Annotated in this window: 13 protein-coding genes and 1 pseudogene; 5 read left to right on the top strand and 9 right to left on the bottom strand. The window is 71.0% G+C overall.

What is annotated here, in order from left to right; translation table 11 throughout:
• Positions 1 to 35: 35 nt before the first annotated feature.
• The 6 genes from AOK01_RS28015 to AOK01_RS27995 form a co-directional block, all read right to left on the bottom strand.
• The gene (locus AOK01_RS28015; protein ID WP_055516522.1) at positions 36 to 629 is read right to left on the bottom strand and encodes an NPCBM/NEW2 domain-containing protein; all 594 of its coding nucleotides are present in this window, start codon (positions 627 to 629) and stop codon (positions 36 to 38) included.
• A 506-nt stretch (positions 630 to 1135) separates the two neighbouring features.
• Complete coding sequence (locus AOK01_RS46210; protein ID WP_281181457.1) at positions 1136 to 1264, bottom strand: hypothetical protein; 129 nt, start codon at positions 1262 to 1264, stop codon at positions 1136 to 1138.
• Positions 1265 to 1361: 97 nt separating this feature from the next.
• Positions 1362 to 1814 (bottom strand): PIN domain-containing protein, encoded by a 453-nt coding sequence (locus AOK01_RS28010; protein ID WP_055516521.1) that lies wholly within the window; start codon positions 1812 to 1814, stop codon positions 1362 to 1364.
• Positions 1807 to 2094: a type II toxin-antitoxin system Phd/YefM family antitoxin gene (locus tag AOK01_RS28005; protein ID WP_055516519.1), complete on the bottom strand. Its 288-nt coding sequence runs from the start codon at positions 2092 to 2094 to the stop codon at positions 1807 to 1809. Before AOK01_RS28005 ends, AOK01_RS28010 begins: the two co-directional genes overlap by 8 nt.
• Before the next feature lie 85 nt (positions 2095 to 2179).
• Positions 2180 to 2665 carry a hypothetical protein gene (locus tag AOK01_RS28000; RefSeq protein WP_055516517.1) on the bottom strand — a complete coding sequence of 162 codons (486 nt, stop codon included), beginning with the start codon at positions 2663 to 2665 and terminating at the stop codon, positions 2180 to 2182.
• A gap of 487 nt (positions 2666 to 3152) precedes the next feature.
• The gene (locus tag AOK01_RS27995; RefSeq protein WP_079103818.1) at positions 3153 to 3653 is read right to left on the bottom strand and encodes an ATP-binding protein; all 501 of its coding nucleotides are present in this window, start codon (positions 3651 to 3653) and stop codon (positions 3153 to 3155) included.
• A 167-nt stretch (positions 3654 to 3820) separates the two neighbouring features.
• Between AOK01_RS27995 and AOK01_RS27990 the strand changes: the two are divergent.
• A pseudogene (locus AOK01_RS27990) lies at positions 3821 to 4673 on the top strand (helix-turn-helix domain-containing protein).
• Positions 4670 to 4855: a DUF397 domain-containing protein gene (locus tag AOK01_RS27985; protein ID WP_055516515.1), complete on the top strand. Its 186-nt coding sequence runs from the start codon at positions 4670 to 4672 to the stop codon at positions 4853 to 4855. The pseudogene AOK01_RS27990 and the gene AOK01_RS27985 overlap by 4 nt, the downstream one beginning before the upstream one ends.
• A 74-nt stretch (positions 4856 to 4929) precedes the next feature.
• On the opposite strand, the gene AOK01_RS27980 is transcribed toward AOK01_RS27985, so the two are convergent.
• The 3 genes from AOK01_RS27980 to AOK01_RS42985 form a co-directional block, all read right to left on the bottom strand.
• Positions 4930 to 5733 (bottom strand): SDR family NAD(P)-dependent oxidoreductase, encoded by an 804-nt coding sequence (locus AOK01_RS27980; protein ID WP_055516514.1) that lies wholly within the window; start codon positions 5731 to 5733, stop codon positions 4930 to 4932.
• Between the two features lie 523 nt (positions 5734 to 6256).
• Complete coding sequence (locus AOK01_RS27975; RefSeq protein ID WP_157871510.1) at positions 6257 to 7909, bottom strand: response regulator; 1653 nt, start codon at positions 7907 to 7909, stop codon at positions 6257 to 6259.
• A gap of 2 nt (positions 7910 to 7911) precedes the next feature.
• Positions 7912 to 12684, bottom strand: coding sequence for a hypothetical protein (locus AOK01_RS42985; protein ID WP_055516510.1), 4773 nt, complete (start codon positions 12682 to 12684; stop codon positions 7912 to 7914).
• A gap of 152 nt (positions 12685 to 12836) precedes the next feature.
• Here AOK01_RS42985 and AOK01_RS27965 point away from each other — a divergent pair, with 152 nt between their 5' ends.
• The 3 genes from AOK01_RS27965 to AOK01_RS27955 all read left to right on the top strand — a co-directional run bounded on the left by AOK01_RS27965 (position 12837) and on the right by AOK01_RS27955 (position 15409).
• Complete coding sequence (locus AOK01_RS27965) at positions 12837 to 14300, top strand: hypothetical protein (RefSeq protein ID WP_157871508.1); 1464 nt, start codon at positions 12837 to 12839, stop codon at positions 14298 to 14300.
• 303 nt (positions 14301 to 14603) lie between these two features.
• Positions 14604 to 15023, top strand: coding sequence for an aspartate 1-decarboxylase (gene panD / locus AOK01_RS27960; protein ID WP_055516507.1), 420 nt, complete (start codon positions 14604 to 14606; stop codon positions 15021 to 15023).
• A 41-nt stretch (positions 15024 to 15064) separates the two neighbouring features.
• Positions 15065 to 15409 (top strand): GNAT family N-acetyltransferase, encoded by a 345-nt coding sequence (locus AOK01_RS27955; protein ID WP_055516505.1) that lies wholly within the window; start codon positions 15065 to 15067, stop codon positions 15407 to 15409.
• Positions 15410 to 15641 lie beyond the last annotated feature (232 nt).

The following is a 15641-nucleotide window of genomic DNA, read 5'->3' as shown; positions in this document are numbered from 1 at the left end:
TCTTCGAACAGCGGGTCGGACGGGTGCGGCGTACGTCAAAGGCGGTGAAGAACTGGATCACCGAGCGCGACGTTCACGGAATTGCCGTCCCCCTGCCGGGCCGCGATCGTGAGGATGGCGACGCCGGTGAGGTCCACGGTCACCTCCACCGGCCGGTTGATCCGTGCGGCCACGCTCTTGAGTGTCTTCTCGCCGTCCTCGCCGCTCGCGAACGTCACTGTGGCCGGATACGCCGCGCTGTCGTCGTGGAGGCCGACGGTGACGGTGAGGCTCTTGTAGTGCTCGTTGATGCTGCAACCGAAACTGTCGTAGTAGCCCGGCTCGGTGGTGAGGGCGTTGTCGAAGCTCCGGCCTCCCATGATCACGGGCTTGCTCTCCCAGCCGCCGTACGACTCGTTGATGGGGGTGATGTCGGTCAGCGGCACGTTCTTGCCGTCACCGGTGTTGGGGTTCGGCGTCGAGCCGCCGCTACCGCTCGGCCCGGGAACAGGGGTGGCGGTCGCGGTCACGGTCGCCGTGGCCGTCTCGGTCACCGTGGCGGTGACCGTGCGTGCGGTGGGCGGCGTGACGAACGTGGGGACTCCGTAGAAGCCGAGCAGCAGCCCGGCGACCCCGGTGAACGCGGTCACGAGGGCCGCCGTCTCGGCCCTCCGGCTGCCGGCCGGCGGCGTCGGCCGGGGCGGGCTCGGCGGCGATGGTGGTGGCGGTGGTGGCGGTGTGGACGGGCGCGGAGGTGTCCCCGGGCCGGGGTGCCCAGTGCTCATCGGCTCAGCCTGCCGTTCGGTGTAGACGATGCCGTGCCAGGCGGTGGGGCCGAGAGCGCCGTGTTGGACGGTTTCGACGGTTTCGACGAGGCGGTCCGATCCGTGCGGCCGTTACCGGCGTCCTTGTCGGCGGTTGCCGTGCACACCAGGAGCAGGGCGAGTCCCATGGCTGCCCAGCAGGCATCGACGACCCTGTTTCTCAGCCATGAGGGGCGCACTTTTCGCCTCGATTCTCCGTGCGGACAGGCGGAAGGACAGGCAGCACCCCAGTGCTTGAGTCCCCCACTGAAGTCACTGGGATGCCGCAGCCTCCACTGTCACCTGCGCTGAGCGGGCCGGTCTTTAGCCGCGAGCGCAGAGATTCTGCGCATTCAGCGCAGGACCCGGACCTCGCTCGGCGAGCGCCCGTACGCGCTGCGGACGGCCCGGCCGAAGTCCGCCGGGGCTGCAGGATCGCCGAGGCCGGGGGTGAACTCGTGGCACGGCACCTCGATCGGCAACTTCGCCCCGTAGCGCCGTCGTGCGTCGAGTGGCGACCAGGAAGGTTGTGGGCCGGGGGAACCGTCGGCCCACACCGTCTCGCCGCTCGATCGGCTGTCAGAGGTCGTCGGGGAGCAGCCGGAAGGAGGACTGTCCCGTCAGTGGCCGCATCATGCGGAAGTGGCCGTCCGTCGTGAAGATGTCGGCTGTCTGAAAGGCCGCCGCCAGGGCAACGTTCATCGCGTCCGCCAGCCCCACGCCCGCACCGCCGTCAGCGTCGACGTGCCCGCGCATCACCGCCATGGCACTTCTCAGATGCGGTGCGGTCTCGGGAATTTCGAACCGGCGGACCTCTGCCTGCCCGGTGATGAAATCCAGTGCGTTCATGGCGGCCTGGGCGCCGACTCGCGAGGTCAGCAGGTAGTCCAGTTCGGTGAGCACCATGGGTGAGACCACGAGGTGCCCCGTACGCGCCAGAGCTTCCCGGTGAGCGGGATGGCGGGGGTCCTTCGGTGTGAACAGTCGGTACAGGGCGTTCGTGTCGGCGATGGCGACCGGGACGTCAGTCATCGGTCCCTCCTCCCATGTCTTCGCCCATACTCCTTAGCGTCGCCCCGATCTCCTCGTCGTCGAGCACGGGGCCGCCCAGGTCCGGGATGTCCAGGTCGCCCATGGGGTCGGTGCGAAACGGGTACGCGGGCCGGCCCGTCAGCGCACCGCGAGGCACGATGTCTCCTATCGGGACGCCGTCCTTGGTGATGGTCACTGTCTCCCCGGCCGCCACTCGGGCCAGGACACGCGATGTCTGCTGGTTGAGCTCCCTCAGCGGGACCTCCGCGCTGTCACCCATTCGCCCACGGTACTACTTGTTCTACATGGGTGGACGGGCCGTGATCTGCGGCCTGCCCACCCGGTCCGGGCGGAACCGCGTCCTGTCAGGAGCTGGCCCAGCGCCAGGCGTTCGCGCTGTAAGTGCACGTGATTCGGGCGCCGCCCGCAGTCGTGGTGGAGGCTCCGTGATCGCTGTTCCGGCAGAACTGCCCCGCCTGGTAGCAATTGCCCGAGTTGGACACTATGGAGCACGTGCTGCTGCCGCCGCCGCCGCTGCTGCCACTGCCGGAGCCGGCAGCCTGCGCGGCTTTGGTGACGGTGACGGTGGGGCCGGGCCGCGTGACCTTCTTGGTCTTGGTGACCGTCGGTGCGGGCTCGGGCTCGGCGGTGTTCGTGACCGTGGCTGTGACAGTGACGGTCGGCGTGGGCCGCGAGGCGACGGTGCGAGCGGTGTCCGCGTCGTCCTTGCCGGAGTCCTGGCAGCCGACGAGTCCGAGAGCGAGCAGTGCCGTACCGACGGCCCACGCTCTCCCGCGCTTGCGCAGCGGTCGGGAGCCGGCTGGGCGTGACGGAGTGTTGTGCGAGTGCATGAATCCCCCCTCGAACGTCAGGTGTTCGCGGAGACGTCCCCGCGAACACCCCGGTCAGCGCTGGGCCCTGCCTGCCGCTCAGGGCAGGCGCTGCGGGCGATGACCGGAACGCCATCGGTGGATGATGGCGTTGCCGGGAGCATGAAGCATGGCGTTAGCGATGTCAACAGATTCGTCTCGCCATGCATGCGTATTGCTGTGTACGCTCAGTGGTGCAGACCTCGGAGTGTCGAGCTGCGGAGTGAACCGTGACGTCGACTGATCACCGGGACCGCACACGGTTGGAGTGGGCAGCCTCTCCGCCGTCGGTTGCGAGCCTCAGTGCCTCCGGGTGGTGGGCGGCAGGCTGAGGGGGCGAGACTGTGCAGGACTGGATCCACATCCTGAATCCGCAGGGCGGAACTGCTTCACGAGCGCGTGAGTTCAGAGTCATCAGCTTGTCCGCTGCAATGCGTTGACGGAGCGAAGGTCGACCGGATGCCGTCGCTCAAAGCGTCTGACCGTCCTCCACGGCATTGGCTGCCGAATTGGCCCACAGCAACTGCTCCCGGTCGCCCGCCTGTTGGTCGATCTCCGCCCAAACGGTCTTGCCGGAGGGTGGGCGGGGTTCCGTGCCCCAGCGGTCGGCCAGGGCGTCGACCAGGAGCAGGCCGCGGCCCGACTCGTCGTCCGGGCCCCGCTCCGGGGGCATCGCGGGGTGGCACTCGCCCCGCGTGTCGCTCACCGCGATGCGCAGGATGCCGGTCGCCTCGTCCAGCGTCAGTACCAGCAGGAAGTCGCGACCCTGGACGCGACCGTGAAACGCCGCGTTGGCGGCCAGCTCCGCGATGACGTGTTCCGCTCGCTCGACGACTTGGGGTGATGTCTCCCATGCGGTCAGCCGTTCCACGGCCAGGAGCCGGGCGAGGCGGGCGCCGCGACGGGTGGAGGAAAGTCGCTGCGCGAACGTGCGTGCGGTAGGGCAGAGTTGGGGTGTGGGGACGTTCATGGGGAAATCGTGGCGGGCGTGCGGGGGTGTGTTCCAGTAGCGCGGTCCGTACGCTACGTCAGCGTACGGACACTTTCTGTAGACGGTACGCAGATCTTGCCGTCACTGTGGGTGCTGTCGATCGCGGGGATGCCGCAGAGGACGTACGCACCTGGAGGTGGCCGCGTATGACGGACAGCAGTGAAGTAACGGCTTGCGACGTGGAGCGTGAGCCGGACCCCTCCGACAGTCTGCGGACTTTCGGAGCCGTCGTCCAGGCCCTGCGCGAGCACGCGGGGCTCAGCCGGGCCGACTTCGGGGGACTGGTCAGGTTCTCCAAACACACCGTGGAATCGGTGGAGTTGGGGCGGCGGATGCCCGACGAGTCGTTCGTGGAGCGGGCGGAGGAGGCGCTGGGAAACACGGGGGCGCTGCGGAAGGCGGCCAAGCATCTGACGCGGGGGGGAGGCGGGGCTGGCGGCCTGGTTCCGGCGGTGGGCCCGGCTGGAGAAGGTCGCGGTGAGCCTGTGCACGTACGAGTGTCGGTTGGTGCCGGGGTTGTTGCAGTCGCAGGGGTATATGCGCGCCCTCTGCGAAGAGGACATCCCACCCATGGCGGACGATGCCCTTGAGGCCACAGTGCAGGCCCGCACGGAGCGCCAACTGCTCCTCAAGGAGCGCCCTAACGCGACCTTCGACTTCGTTGTCGAAGAGGCGGTGTTCATGCGCCCGCTGGGAGGAGTGGACGTGACTCGTGATCTGCTCGATCACGTCCTTGGTGCCGTCGCCCCGAGAAACGTCACCTTGCAGATCATGCCGACGAACTCCGAGCACCACGCGTGCATGGCAGGGCCCATCCAATTGCTGGAAACTCCTGATGGGAGTTGGCGCGGCTACTCTGAAGGGCAGGAGAGCGGCCTCTTGATCGCGGATCCGAAACAGGTCAGCCGACTGCACATGCGCTATGCAAGACTGCGCTCGCAGGCCCTCTCTCCGAAGGATTCCGTGGGCCTGCTGGAGCGGATTCGAGGAGCACTATGAGCACGTTCGAACTCAAGTGGTTCAAGTCCAGCTACAGCAGCGCACAGGGAGACAGCTGTGTTGAAGTCGCCGTCACCGAACAGGCCATCCACGTACGGGACTCCAAGGACGTGACACGGCCTCACTTCGCCGTCGGGCGTGCGGAGTGGTCGCGGTTCGTGGGGTTCGCGGCGCGTTTCTGAGCCGAGCCGTCCCGGCAGTCGCGTGGTCACGTGCACCGCCGGGACGCGGCAGTCCGCCGTGCGGGCGGGCCCGGTCAGCTCCCGCCCCGGCGGGCCGCCGTGCGGATCGCCAGTTCGGCCTCTGCCAGGGCGTCGATCAAGGCCGGGTTTTCGAGCCCCGGTACGCACACCACCTCGCCGGCGTCCAGCGCGGCCAGCGACGCGTCGATGACGTGGTCCACCGGCATGCCGCCTTCCTCGTGCACGGACTGATCCCGTCCGGCCACGGGCTTGTCACCGCGCGACCGGTGGAACTCGGTGGCGGTCAGCCCGGGGCACAGCACCTGAATCCGCAGCGGCGTGCCGGCCAGTTCGGCGGCGAGAGTGCGGGTGAAGGTGAGCACGTAGCCCTTGGTGCCGCCGTACAGCGCGCGTTCGGGCAGCGGATGCGGTGGCAGCGCGCCCGCGAAGGCCAACTGCGAGGCCACGTTGACCAGGGTGCCGTGGCCGCGCTCCAGCATGGCCGGGACCGCGGCCTGGGTGAGCGTGGTGACGGCGAGAACATTGATGTCGAGGACCTTCGTCATGAGTTCCGGTTCGAGCTCGGCGAACGGGCCGTAACCGTTGATCCCCGCGTTGTTGACGAGGAAGCCGATGTCGTCGCCCGCCGCGCGCCGCGCCACCCGTGCCAGGTCGTCGGGGTCGGACAGGTCGGCCACGAGGGCCTCTACCGTGGTGCCCGTCCGCTCACGCAGCCGTTGGGCGAGGTCGTCGAGTCGCTGCGCCCTTCTGGCCACGAGGACGGTGTCCCACCCGTGGGAGGCCAGCCGTCCGGCGTAGGCCGCGCCGATGCCGGAGGAGGCTCCTGTCACCAGGGCCGTGCCACGTCGTGTGCTCACTGGTCTGTCGCCTTTCACGCTGACGGTCTGCGAATGCCGTGATCGATGACAGGTATCCCGGGCGAAGGGCCTGAACATGCATGTGACTGCCTGAAACGGCCACCTGGACGCGGGTGGAGGCGCTGCGGGCTGGGGCAGAAGACGGTGGCGGAGCACGTCCGGGAGAAAGCGGCCGTTCTGACTCCGGAGTACGTGGAGCAGGCCCTGGCGATCTCGGGCGACACTGTCCGACTGTGGTCGGGTCATGCCCGGTGTCGCAGAAGGCGGTGGGACGGTTGAGCGGTGCCGTCGCCCTGCTGATCCTCTGGGGCAACCCGGACCGGGCGAGCAGCGCGACGTCCTTGGCCGCTCTTTGCGAGATGAGTCCCGGCGAGTATTCCTCGAAGGGTGCAGCCCTCGCTGGACGAGCCAGGGAGGTGGTCGGCAGGCCGACGCGGCCCTGCACCGGATCGTCTTCACCCGGCTGCGCTTCGATCCCCGCCTGCGGGCGAGCGGTTCGCGCTCGTCCCGTCCACCGTGAGCCTCACCGCAGCAGCAGGCCGGTCGCCTCCCTCAACTGGTCGTGCGCGGCCACCAGGGCCGATGCCCGCTTCGGAGGCGGTAGGTCCGGATGGCAGGCGGCGCGCAGGAAGTACTCGGCGAGCGCGACCTGCCACTCCCACGCCCGGTCCGCCGCCTCCGCGTCCGGGCAGATGGTGGACAGGTTCGTGACCAGCCACGCGAGCGCGGTCAGCGCCGCCCGCGTGCCCGCCGTCGGCGACCCCGGCACCGGTGGCGCGGTCCGGCGGCCCAGGCACAGGGACAGCTCCCGCCAGAACGCGAACCGTGTGAAGAACATCGACTCCACACCTGTGTCGACCGAGCGCATCACCAGGTCCACCGCGAACCGGGCCGCGTCCGCGGACCAGTTGAGCCGCCCGAACGCGCCCGTGTCGATCAGTACCGGCATCGGGTACCGGTGCTGGCACACCAGCACATTGCCGCCGTGCAGATCACCATGGGCGTACGTGGTCCCCGTCGGCCGCCGCAGCCGGTCCAGGGGCACGCCCAGCGGCCTGCCCTCCTCTGTGAAGGACCGCAGCTCACGCGTCAGCTCCACGATGTCGGACAGCCCGCCGCCGTCGGTGCGCAGCAGCGCCGGCCCGAATTCCTCCAGCGCCCCGGCCACCAGTCGCCGCCGCAGGTGCGAGAAACGCAACTGTTCGACCAGCGGTGGCCCGTCCTCCCGGTTCGCGATGTGCGCCGCGCCCAGCCCCTCCACGAACAGGCGATGCATGACGTCCTCGATGTCACTCCCGGGCGGACCGGCCGCGAGCCAGGCCCGCAGCGTGGTCGCCTGGTCGGTCAGCGTGGCCCCGAGCGCGTACCAGCCGTTCACCGGCCCCACCGCGCGTTCGGGACGTTGCCGGACCAGCAGCGTCGGCGGGAAGACCTTGAGCGCCGCCGCGTTGCGCTGCGCCTCGGACGTCAGGGACTGCTCGTCCCTGGACACCTTCAGGACGTGCCGCTGCATGGGCCCGCCCCGGGAGGCCGCCGCCACCGAGCACACCACCGCCCCCGACGCACCGGACGCCAGATAGGACAACTGCATCGTGTCCACGTCCCCGACGCCCTCCGCCTCCAGGACGCGGCTGTAGAGCTGGGACAGCGTCGGCTCGGTGATCCGTTCCACCAGGGACTGCACCGCCGGATCGTGCTGGTCGGCCTCGATGTCCATCGTGCGCACCGTGCCGTTGTTCAGCAGGTGCTCGCGCACCGCCCGTACGATCGTCGCCGGGCTGCTCTCCAGCGACTGGTGGGTGAACTCGTAACGCCGCACCACCCGGTGCGCCCCGTGCTCCAGCGCCTGGCCGAACAGGTCCGGCATGGTCCGTTCTCCGCTGCTGATACCGATGACGTACGTCCGGTGCGAGTGGCGCCTGGCCTCCGCTATCAGCTCCAGACCCACCTGCTCCATGAGGTCGGGGAAGTCCTCCCGGGCGTACAGCAGGTCGATGAGGACGACGTCGTAGGGCGGGGCGGCGGTGCCGATACGCCGCCTGCCCTCCTCCGGCTCCGTGCACGTGTCCCACCGCACCTCCCAGCCGAACCGCTTGAACTGTGTGTTGAGCCGGTCGATGGACCGGCGGTGGTTCTTCTTCTCGTCGTCGACCAGAAGCCCGCGGATGATGTGCACGGTCAGGCCCCTTCCCACAGCCGCAGCGTCAGGGCGGCCTCGAAGCTGAAGCCGCCCTCGGACAGGGCCCGCCCGCTCAATGTCGCGCCGAACGGCCGCAGTTTGGCGTCCAGCGCCCGCAGCCCCTGGCCGGGCGACGGGTGCGGGCGCGTGCCGGTGTTGCGGATCGCCACCCGCACGGCGTCCGGCCCCGCACCGGCGCCAGTGACCCGCAGCCGGGAGCCGGCGCCCGGCACCCGATGGCGCCGGGTGTTGTCCAGGACGTGCTCGATCGCCTCGGTCAGCAGCGGCTCCGGGCAGAAAACGTGCGTCCGCGGCGTCCCGGACAGCGACCACTCCTTCTCCACGTCGGTCCCGTGCGCGGTCAGCAGACCGTCGATCCGCGGCTCCAGTTCGATCGGCGCCGAGGACACCAGGTCCACGATGTGGGCCGGCTTGCCCGTCTCGGGCACATGCGTGGCGAGGAACATCCGGTACCAGCGGTCGAGTTGCTCCAGCAGCTCGTCGCGGGCGTCCATCCACTCCAGGTCGTGCACCCGCCGCGGCTCCCGCAGCAGCCGGTCCAGCCGGTCGGACACCTCGGTGAGCGCGCTGATGCCGTCCTGGCTCAGCCGCGTCAGCCAGTCGTGGTGCGACCGGCCCAGCAGGTCACCGACGTAGTCACCGGCCAGTATGTGCCGCAGCACCGGGAGGCAGACGAGCGCGCGGTCGGCGAGGTGCCGTTTGCAGATCTCCCAGTCGGAGCGGGCGTCCCGGCTCGCCTGTACGGTGGGCTCGGTGTCCTCTAGGTCCTCCAGGTAGTCCCGCACCCGTAGCAGTCCGGAGTCCAGGCGGTGCCGCTTCACCGCGTGGCCCAGATCCTCGCGGAGTTGTTCCCACGCCTTCTGCGGATCGTCGGGCTCGGGCCGCGCCTTGTGATCGGCCATCGTGATCAACTGTTGTACGACGTGCTGGTACTCGTCGAACGGCCGCGACGGCGACGGGCCCTGCTCGCCCAGCACCGCACGGCAGCGCAGCAGGCTTTCGCGCAGCCGCCCGATGTCGATGGGGGAGTCGTGGGGAGGCCGACGCAGCAGCCGGTAACACTCCATCAGCATGTGGTCCACGAGGATCGGCTCGTCCAGGACGAGGGGCAGCAGTCTCGGCAGCTCCTCGATGAGCTGCTGGGGTGTGGTGGCCGCCAGCACCATCAGGGCCTGCACCCGCAGCCACGGGGAGATGTTCGCCGACCGGCCGAGTCCCGCCACACAGATCGGGGTCAGCAGTTCCCGTGCCTCGGTGAACCGCAGCGGCGGCAGCTTCAGCCACTGCTGCTCGGCGGCGAGCAGACGCAGCAGATTGATCTGGGTGAACTCCCCTTCCCGCGACCGGTCGTCGTCCACCAGGGTCCGGAGGATGTCCACCACGCGCTGCCGTGACGCCGTGTCCCGCAGGGACTCGCGCAGTAGCCCCCGCCACCGGATGTAATCGGTGATGTCGTCCGCGCCGACCGGGACCGTGAACAGGTCCGCGGCGGCGCTGCTGAACACCTCCTCCCGGCGCCTCGGCCGCAGCAGTGCGCGGAGCTGGTCCGCGTGCCGACGCAGCCGGTCCGGGGCCGCGGTGTCGTCCCGGACCCGGTCCCGGGTCTGACAGATCGCGCAGTCGTGCGGCGACTCGCCCGGGATGCTGCTGCCGCTGACGAACCGCACGACGACCGGGACCGCCGTGCCGCCGCCCGGTGGTGTCACCGTCCGCAGCATGCGCAGTGTCGCCGCGTCCTGGGGTTCGAGGTGATTGAGCAGGACGACGGCGATGACCGCGGCGGCCCCGCCGGCCGCCGCAAGCCGCACCATCTGGCGCAGCGTCGTTCCGGTGGACGCCCGGCCCTCCAGCACGATCACCGTCCGGCCCCGCGCCGTGTGCGGCACCGCCGTCGGGTAGATCCACTGGTTGCGGGCCACGCCCCGTGGCACGGTGACCAACGGGTGCACGGTACGGCCCAGTTCACCCAGCCGCTGGTGCACCGCCTGGGGCAGACGGCTGTCGTAGGCGTCGTCGGGCTGTCCCGCGAACCAGAGTTGCAACGGGTGCCCTTCGCCCGGTGCCGAGGCGTCCTGGACCGTCTCCAGCGCCTCTCGCAGCACGTCCAGCACGATGTCGGTGATCCGGCCGCCGGTCTCCGGGTGCCTGAGCGCGCGGTCCAGGTACAGCAACGCGCTGGAGTGGGAACGGGGTCCCGCCAGGTGCCCGAGAGACAGTGTGTCGGGGGCGCCCGCGCACAGCCGCAGGAAGTCGATCTCCGGCACCCGCGGCGGCTCCTGGGGAGTGGGCACCACCGGGTGCCGCAGGATCGGGTCGATGTCCACCACCCCGGCGCTCGCCACATCGGCCGCAGGGAGGGGACTGCCGATGTCGACCTCGGTCAGCGAGACCACCGGGATGCTGCGGTTCAGCAGCTGGATGTCCCGGTGCTCCTGCCGCGCGTCCACCACACAGGCGATCGCGGCCGGTTCGGCGCCCGCGCCGACGATGGCGGCGGCGGCCCGCCGGGCGGTGTTCTCTGTCGACAGCAGATCCGTGACCAGCACGACCCGTTCCCCGGCCTGTACCCGTTCGCTCCTATGGAGACCCTCCAGGTCCAGTTCCCCCGGCATCGCGTGGTGCCGTCCCCCGAGAGCCAGGCATTCGCTCAGCCGGGCCGCCAGCGGCAGCGGCGCCGCCGAGACATGCGCCACCATGGTCGGAGCCGCACCGCCCGTGACCCGGCCGGTCAGAGCCGTCTCCACCTTCCGGGCCAGTACGTACGCGGCCGTCGACACCCCCGTCGTCGCCCCCAGCAACAACGCCGAGTCGACCCAGCGCCGCGTGAGCCGCAGCCCCGGGGTGCGGAACAGCCCGCTGGACACACCGGCCCGGGGCGAACTGTTCTCGATGACCCGGGCCAGTTCCTGGCGGGTCTTCTCGTCGAGGGTGCGCAGCACACTGGGCGGCGTCAGCGCCAGCGACACTTTGCCGCCGGAGACGTCGAACAGCCGCGAATACCGCTCCAGGGCGCGCCACAGGCCGTCGCCCGCCTCACCGCCCGCCTCCTCCCAGCACCGCATCGCCGCCTCCTCCGGCAGCACGCCGCCCGCCCGGCTCAGCTCGCCGAGCACCGCCCGCACGGCCGGGGAACCCCCGTACCAGATCGGCGGGCCGTAGCAGCCGTGCACCAGCACCGGCCCGGGTAACGGCACCGCACCGCCGCCCTGTTCGGCGTGCAGCCCGCTGACACTGAGGTCCAGCACCTTCGGATCGGCGTCGGGGAAGAGGACAGCGAGCGCCGTGAGGTCGGCCAGGTCACTGGCGACCTGCAGCGCCGTCCGCAGCGCGTCCTGGAGACCCGACCGGGTCAGGTAATTGGTGTCCCGCAGCGTCATCGACAGCACCACGCCGCCCAGCCGCGGATCACGGGCCGTCTCCCGCGCCGCCTCCGTCAGCCGGGTGCGGTCGGCCTCGTCCAGACCGCCGACCGGGTCCACGACACACCGCACCCAGCGCAGCCGCGGACTCGGCGTCACCTCCGGCCGCTCCACCCAGGACACCGCTGTGCGCTGCGCCTTGGGGTCGGTGAGCACCTGCACCTCGTGCAGCGTGCCCGGCGCCCGGCTGAGGGAGTCGTCGGTGACGACCGCACGGCCGTCCGCCTCCGAGTACACCCAGCCGGTCAGCGTGTCCGCGGTCCGCACGACGACACTGCCCCCGTAACTCCTGACCAGGTGCTTGACCCGCCACAGCCCGTTCTGCCCCGGCCGCGGAGCCTCGCGTGCGGTGCCCCGCGGCCGGTGGGGGCCGTGCTCGAACGCGTAGAAGACCGTGTCCTCCGCCTCGGTCGGCCGGCGCCCGTCGGGCGGCTCGACCCCGGACGGCACACCGAGCCGGGCCTGCACCGGGTCCAGCCGCGTCACCAGGCCGCTGCCCGAGTCCCCGACGAGGAGTCGGAGCACCTGGCTGCGGGTCCGCGTCGCCAGTTCGGCCAGCTCCGGGGAGCCCAGGGACATGTCCTGATGCCGGCGGCCGTAAGTAAGCGGATCCATGAGCACCGCACCGACCAGCGGCCGTGGCGGCGCTCCGGCCGGCTGCGCGGCGCCGTGCTCGGCCACGTTCTCCAGCAGCTCGACCAGCACCGTTTGGCTCAGCGCGTCCGCGTCGGGCGGCGAGAGCCCCAGGTCGCGCAGGCGCGCCACAATCGTCCGGAACTCGGAGGAGGCCCGCAGATCGGGCCCCTCCAGCGGTGCCAGCCACTCGAACGGCAGGATCCGCCGCCGCACGTACGGGGCCTCGTCACGGGCGGCGGGCTCCCCGCCCGCAGTCTCCTCCACCTGTTCCACGGCGGCGTCCAAGACCTCGACCGAACCCTCGGGCCAGTGCGTGGCACGCAGGCTGCCCAGGAAGCCGACCTGGCGCATGAAGGCCCGGGTGTCCCCCCGGGAGCGTGCCTGCCGGATCAGCCGGCGCCGGGTCTCCTCGCCGGGCTCCGCGGCCGGTCGCTCCCCACCCGCGTCCGGCAGCTCCGCAGTCGGAAGGGTCACCTGCACCAGCACCCCGTCCCGGACCGCCGCGTCGACCAGCAACAGAGCCCGGGCGAGCGCCGCCAGGTCCACGAACTCCACGCGTGCGAAGTCCAGATGCAGCCCCTGCTCCAGGGTGCGGGCGGTCCAGCGGCCGTCGGCTGCGAGCGGAGCACGCCGGGGTTGCAGCACGCTCTCCCAGGTGGCAGAGGTCAGCAGGGGCGGAAAGCGGAGTCCGGCCATGGCCAAGACCTCCCTCGACGTGGACGACACGCGTGTGTCAGGTTGTGCCCACCCACATCGGCGGAATATCGCCCTCTCTTCCCCACTTTCCGTACTCCTGTCATCATCGCCCCACCACAGCAACTTCCGTACTGCTGTCGGACGGAGACGGCATGGCATCCGCATCCGGCGGTGGGCGGCGCCTACTCAGGGACGTCGCTCGGGGGCGTCCGGTGGACGGTGACCGGCTCGCCGGGTATCTGCGCCGCGCGGCGGCACGGCAGGACCGGGTGCGTGTCGAGGGCGCCCGCTGCACCGGACCCGTCGACCTGACGCACGCCCGGTTGGCGGCCCACCTGGAGCTGGTGGACTGCGTCTTCGACGGCGGACTGCGCCTGGACGGAGCCGTCCTCGACTCCCTCGACCTCACCGGCAGCCGCCTCGCCGCGCTGGTCGCCGACGGTATTCGGGTGGACGGGGACCTGGTCCTGCGAGGGGTGCGCACCGCATTTCCGCCTTCCGCCGTGGTGCCCCTGTCCGACCCCGGTACCAGCTCCGGCGACCGCGTCGAAGCCGTCCGTCGGGTGCGCGACCAGGAGGGCGAGGCGCCCGTACGGCTGGTCGCCGCCCGGGTGGAGGGCGATGTCGTCCTGGAGGATGCCGTGCTCGGCGGTCCCGGTCCGTGGACCCTGTTCGCGCCGCGCCTCACCGTCGGCGGCTCCCTGCGGGCGCGCGCGGTGCGGACACCGGGCGCCCTGTACCTGCGGGACGCGCGGGTCGGCCACTCTGTGCTCCTCGACGGCGCCCGCGTTGGCGCGGTGGACGCCACGAACCTGCGGTGCGACGGCGGCTTCTACGCCGACTGGGGGTTCGTCTGCCCGGGGCCCGTCCGGCTGCGCGGCGCCGAGGTCGCCGGGATCGTCACCTTCCATGACGCGCTGCTGACCGCGCCGTCGGGGGTCGCCGTCCTGACCCGGCTGCGCACCGCACGGCTGCGGATCGACTTCCGCGCACCGCCCGCGGGCGGCGTCGGGCTGCGGGACGCCCGCGTGGGGTCCTGTGTGGACGCGCCCGGCAGCTGGCCCGCCGCCGGAGCCCTGGACGTCGAAGGGTTCGGATACGACCGGATCGCCGCCACCGAACCTGTGGGCGTCAGGGAACGCCTGCGGTGGCTGGCCCGGGACACGGGGGCGACCGCCGGCTCCTTCGAGCAGCTCGCCCAGTCCTACCAGCGGGCCGGGGAGGAGAGGTCGGCCCGTCTGGTGCGACTGGCCCGGGAACGCCGGATACGCGTCTCGGAGCGCCTCCCCGGCCGGATGTGGGGCGCCCTCCAGGACGTGTTGTTCGGCTACGGGTACGCCCCCGGACGGGCCTTCGGCTGGCTCGTCGCCCTGGTGGGGGCCGGCTCGCTCTGGTTCGCCACGCACGAACAGACGCCGGTCAGGCGCGGGGCGCGAGAGTGGGACGCCGTCCTCTACGCCCTCGACCTGGTGGTCCCCTTCGCCGGGCTCGGCCAGCGCGCGGCGTGGGACCCCGCCGGGGCGGACCGGGCCGTGGCGGTCACCCTGATGTTCGCGGGGTGGCTGCTGGCGACGGCGGTGATCGCCGGGGCGAGCCGGACGCTCGGGCGACACTGACCTGCCGCGCGGTGCCCGTCCGGTGAGGGGCGTCCCGCGGCGGGCGTGGCCCGACCGGCGGGGTGCGCCACCTGGCATGCCCCCGACTCTTTCCTGCGGGCCGCCAGGGGTGCAGTACCGGTAACTGCACCCATCCTCTTGCCTGATGACCCATCAGACAAGTCGGCGTCCAATCAGTATCAGACCGGGACAGTCTTCCGTACGTGCTCTCGGATGCAGACATGTCGATGTGCATGGATGTACACTGAATCGTGCCCCTGACCTGCAGAAAACTGGCAGGGAGCCGTCTTCTGGGAGTCTGAAGTGCTGCGAACCATGTTCAAGTCCAAGATCCACCGTGCCACCGTGACCCAGGCCGACCTGCACTACGTCGGCTCGGTGACCATCGACGCCGACCTTCTCGACGCCGCCGATCTGCTGCCCGGCGAGCTGGTCCACATCGTCGACATCACGAACGGCGCCCGCCTGGAGACGTACGTCATCGAGGGCGAGCGCGGGTCGGGCGTCATCGGCATCAACGGTGCTGCCGCCCACCTCGTGCACCCCGGCGATCTGGTGATCATCATCAGTTACGCTCAGGTCTCCGACGCCGAGGCCCGTGCGCTGCGGCCCAGGGTCGTGCACGTGGACGGCGACAACCGCATCGTGGCGCTCGGTACGGACCCGTCCGAACCGGTTCCAGGCTCGGACCAGGCGCGCAGCCCGCAGGCCGTGTCGGCCTGACCCTCACCTCACCCACGAGGAGAGTCCATGGAGGAGAGCCCATGACCGAGATCACGATCCGTGACGACCGGGCGGCCGGCCGCCTTGAGGCGTACTCCGGTGACGAAGTGACGGGCCGCATCGAGTACTTCGTCCTCGAAAGCCCCGCCCGCGCCCTCGTCCCGGTCCACACCGTCGTCGAGCCCGCCCATGAGGGCAAGGGCATCGCGGGCTCCCTCGCCCGCGAGCTGTACGCCATCGCCGCCCGCGAGGGAGCGCGGGTCGCTCCGCTCTGCCCGTACGTCGTGAAGTGGGCCGAGCGGCACCCCGATGAGGCGCCGGTGGCGGACGCTGCGCTGCTGAGCGCGGCGAAGGACTGGCTCAGCGCACACCCCGACCGCTTCTGACGGAACGTAGGACCAACTGGTCGCCCGTTCGTCCCGCGAGGGGGTGAGTGGGTGCGCGGGGCACGGGTACGTGTGGGAGAAGTCCAGAGCCGACGTTCCCTCTGGCTGGAGGACATGATGACGCACCCGTTCCCCGACCCCGTGCGGCCGGGCCCCACGCCCGGCCCGGGCCCCGACCAACCGCAGCCCTTCCCGGAACCGGACCCGGTGCCTGCCCCCAAGCCCCGCCCGG

The sequence above is a fragment of the Streptomyces aurantiacus genome (assembly GCF_001418335.1).
GTDB lineage: Bacteria > Actinomycetota > Actinomycetes > Streptomycetales > Streptomycetaceae > Streptomyces > Streptomyces aurantiacus.
This window is presented reverse-complemented; position numbering and strand designations above follow the sequence as displayed.

Coding starts and splice junctions, on each gene's coding strand:
- AOK01_RS28010 (WP_055516521.1), bottom strand. CDS start 1,814: ATGACTGACGTCCCGGTCGCCATCGCCGACACGAACGCCCTGTACCGA.
- AOK01_RS28005 (WP_055516519.1), bottom strand. CDS start 2,094: ATGGGTGACAGCGCGGAGGTCCCGCTGAGGGAGCTCAACCAGCAGACA.
- AOK01_RS28000 (WP_055516517.1), bottom strand. CDS start 2,665: ATGCACTCGCACAACACTCCGTCACGCCCAGCCGGCTCCCGACCGCTG.
- AOK01_RS27995 (WP_079103818.1), bottom strand. CDS start 3,653: ATGAACGTCCCCACACCCCAACTCTGCCCTACCGCACGCACGTTCGCG.
- AOK01_RS27985 (WP_055516515.1), top strand. CDS start 4,670: ATGAGCACGTTCGAACTCAAGTGGTTCAAGTCCAGCTACAGCAGCGCA.
- AOK01_RS42985 (WP_055516510.1), bottom strand. CDS start 12,684: ATGGCCGGACTCCGCTTTCCGCCCCTGCTGACCTCTGCCACCTGGGAG.
- AOK01_RS27965 (WP_157871508.1), top strand. CDS start 12,837: ATGGCATCCGCATCCGGCGGTGGGCGGCGCCTACTCAGGGACGTCGCT.
- AOK01_RS27955 (WP_055516505.1), top strand. CDS start 15,065: ATGACCGAGATCACGATCCGTGACGACCGGGCGGCCGGCCGCCTTGAG.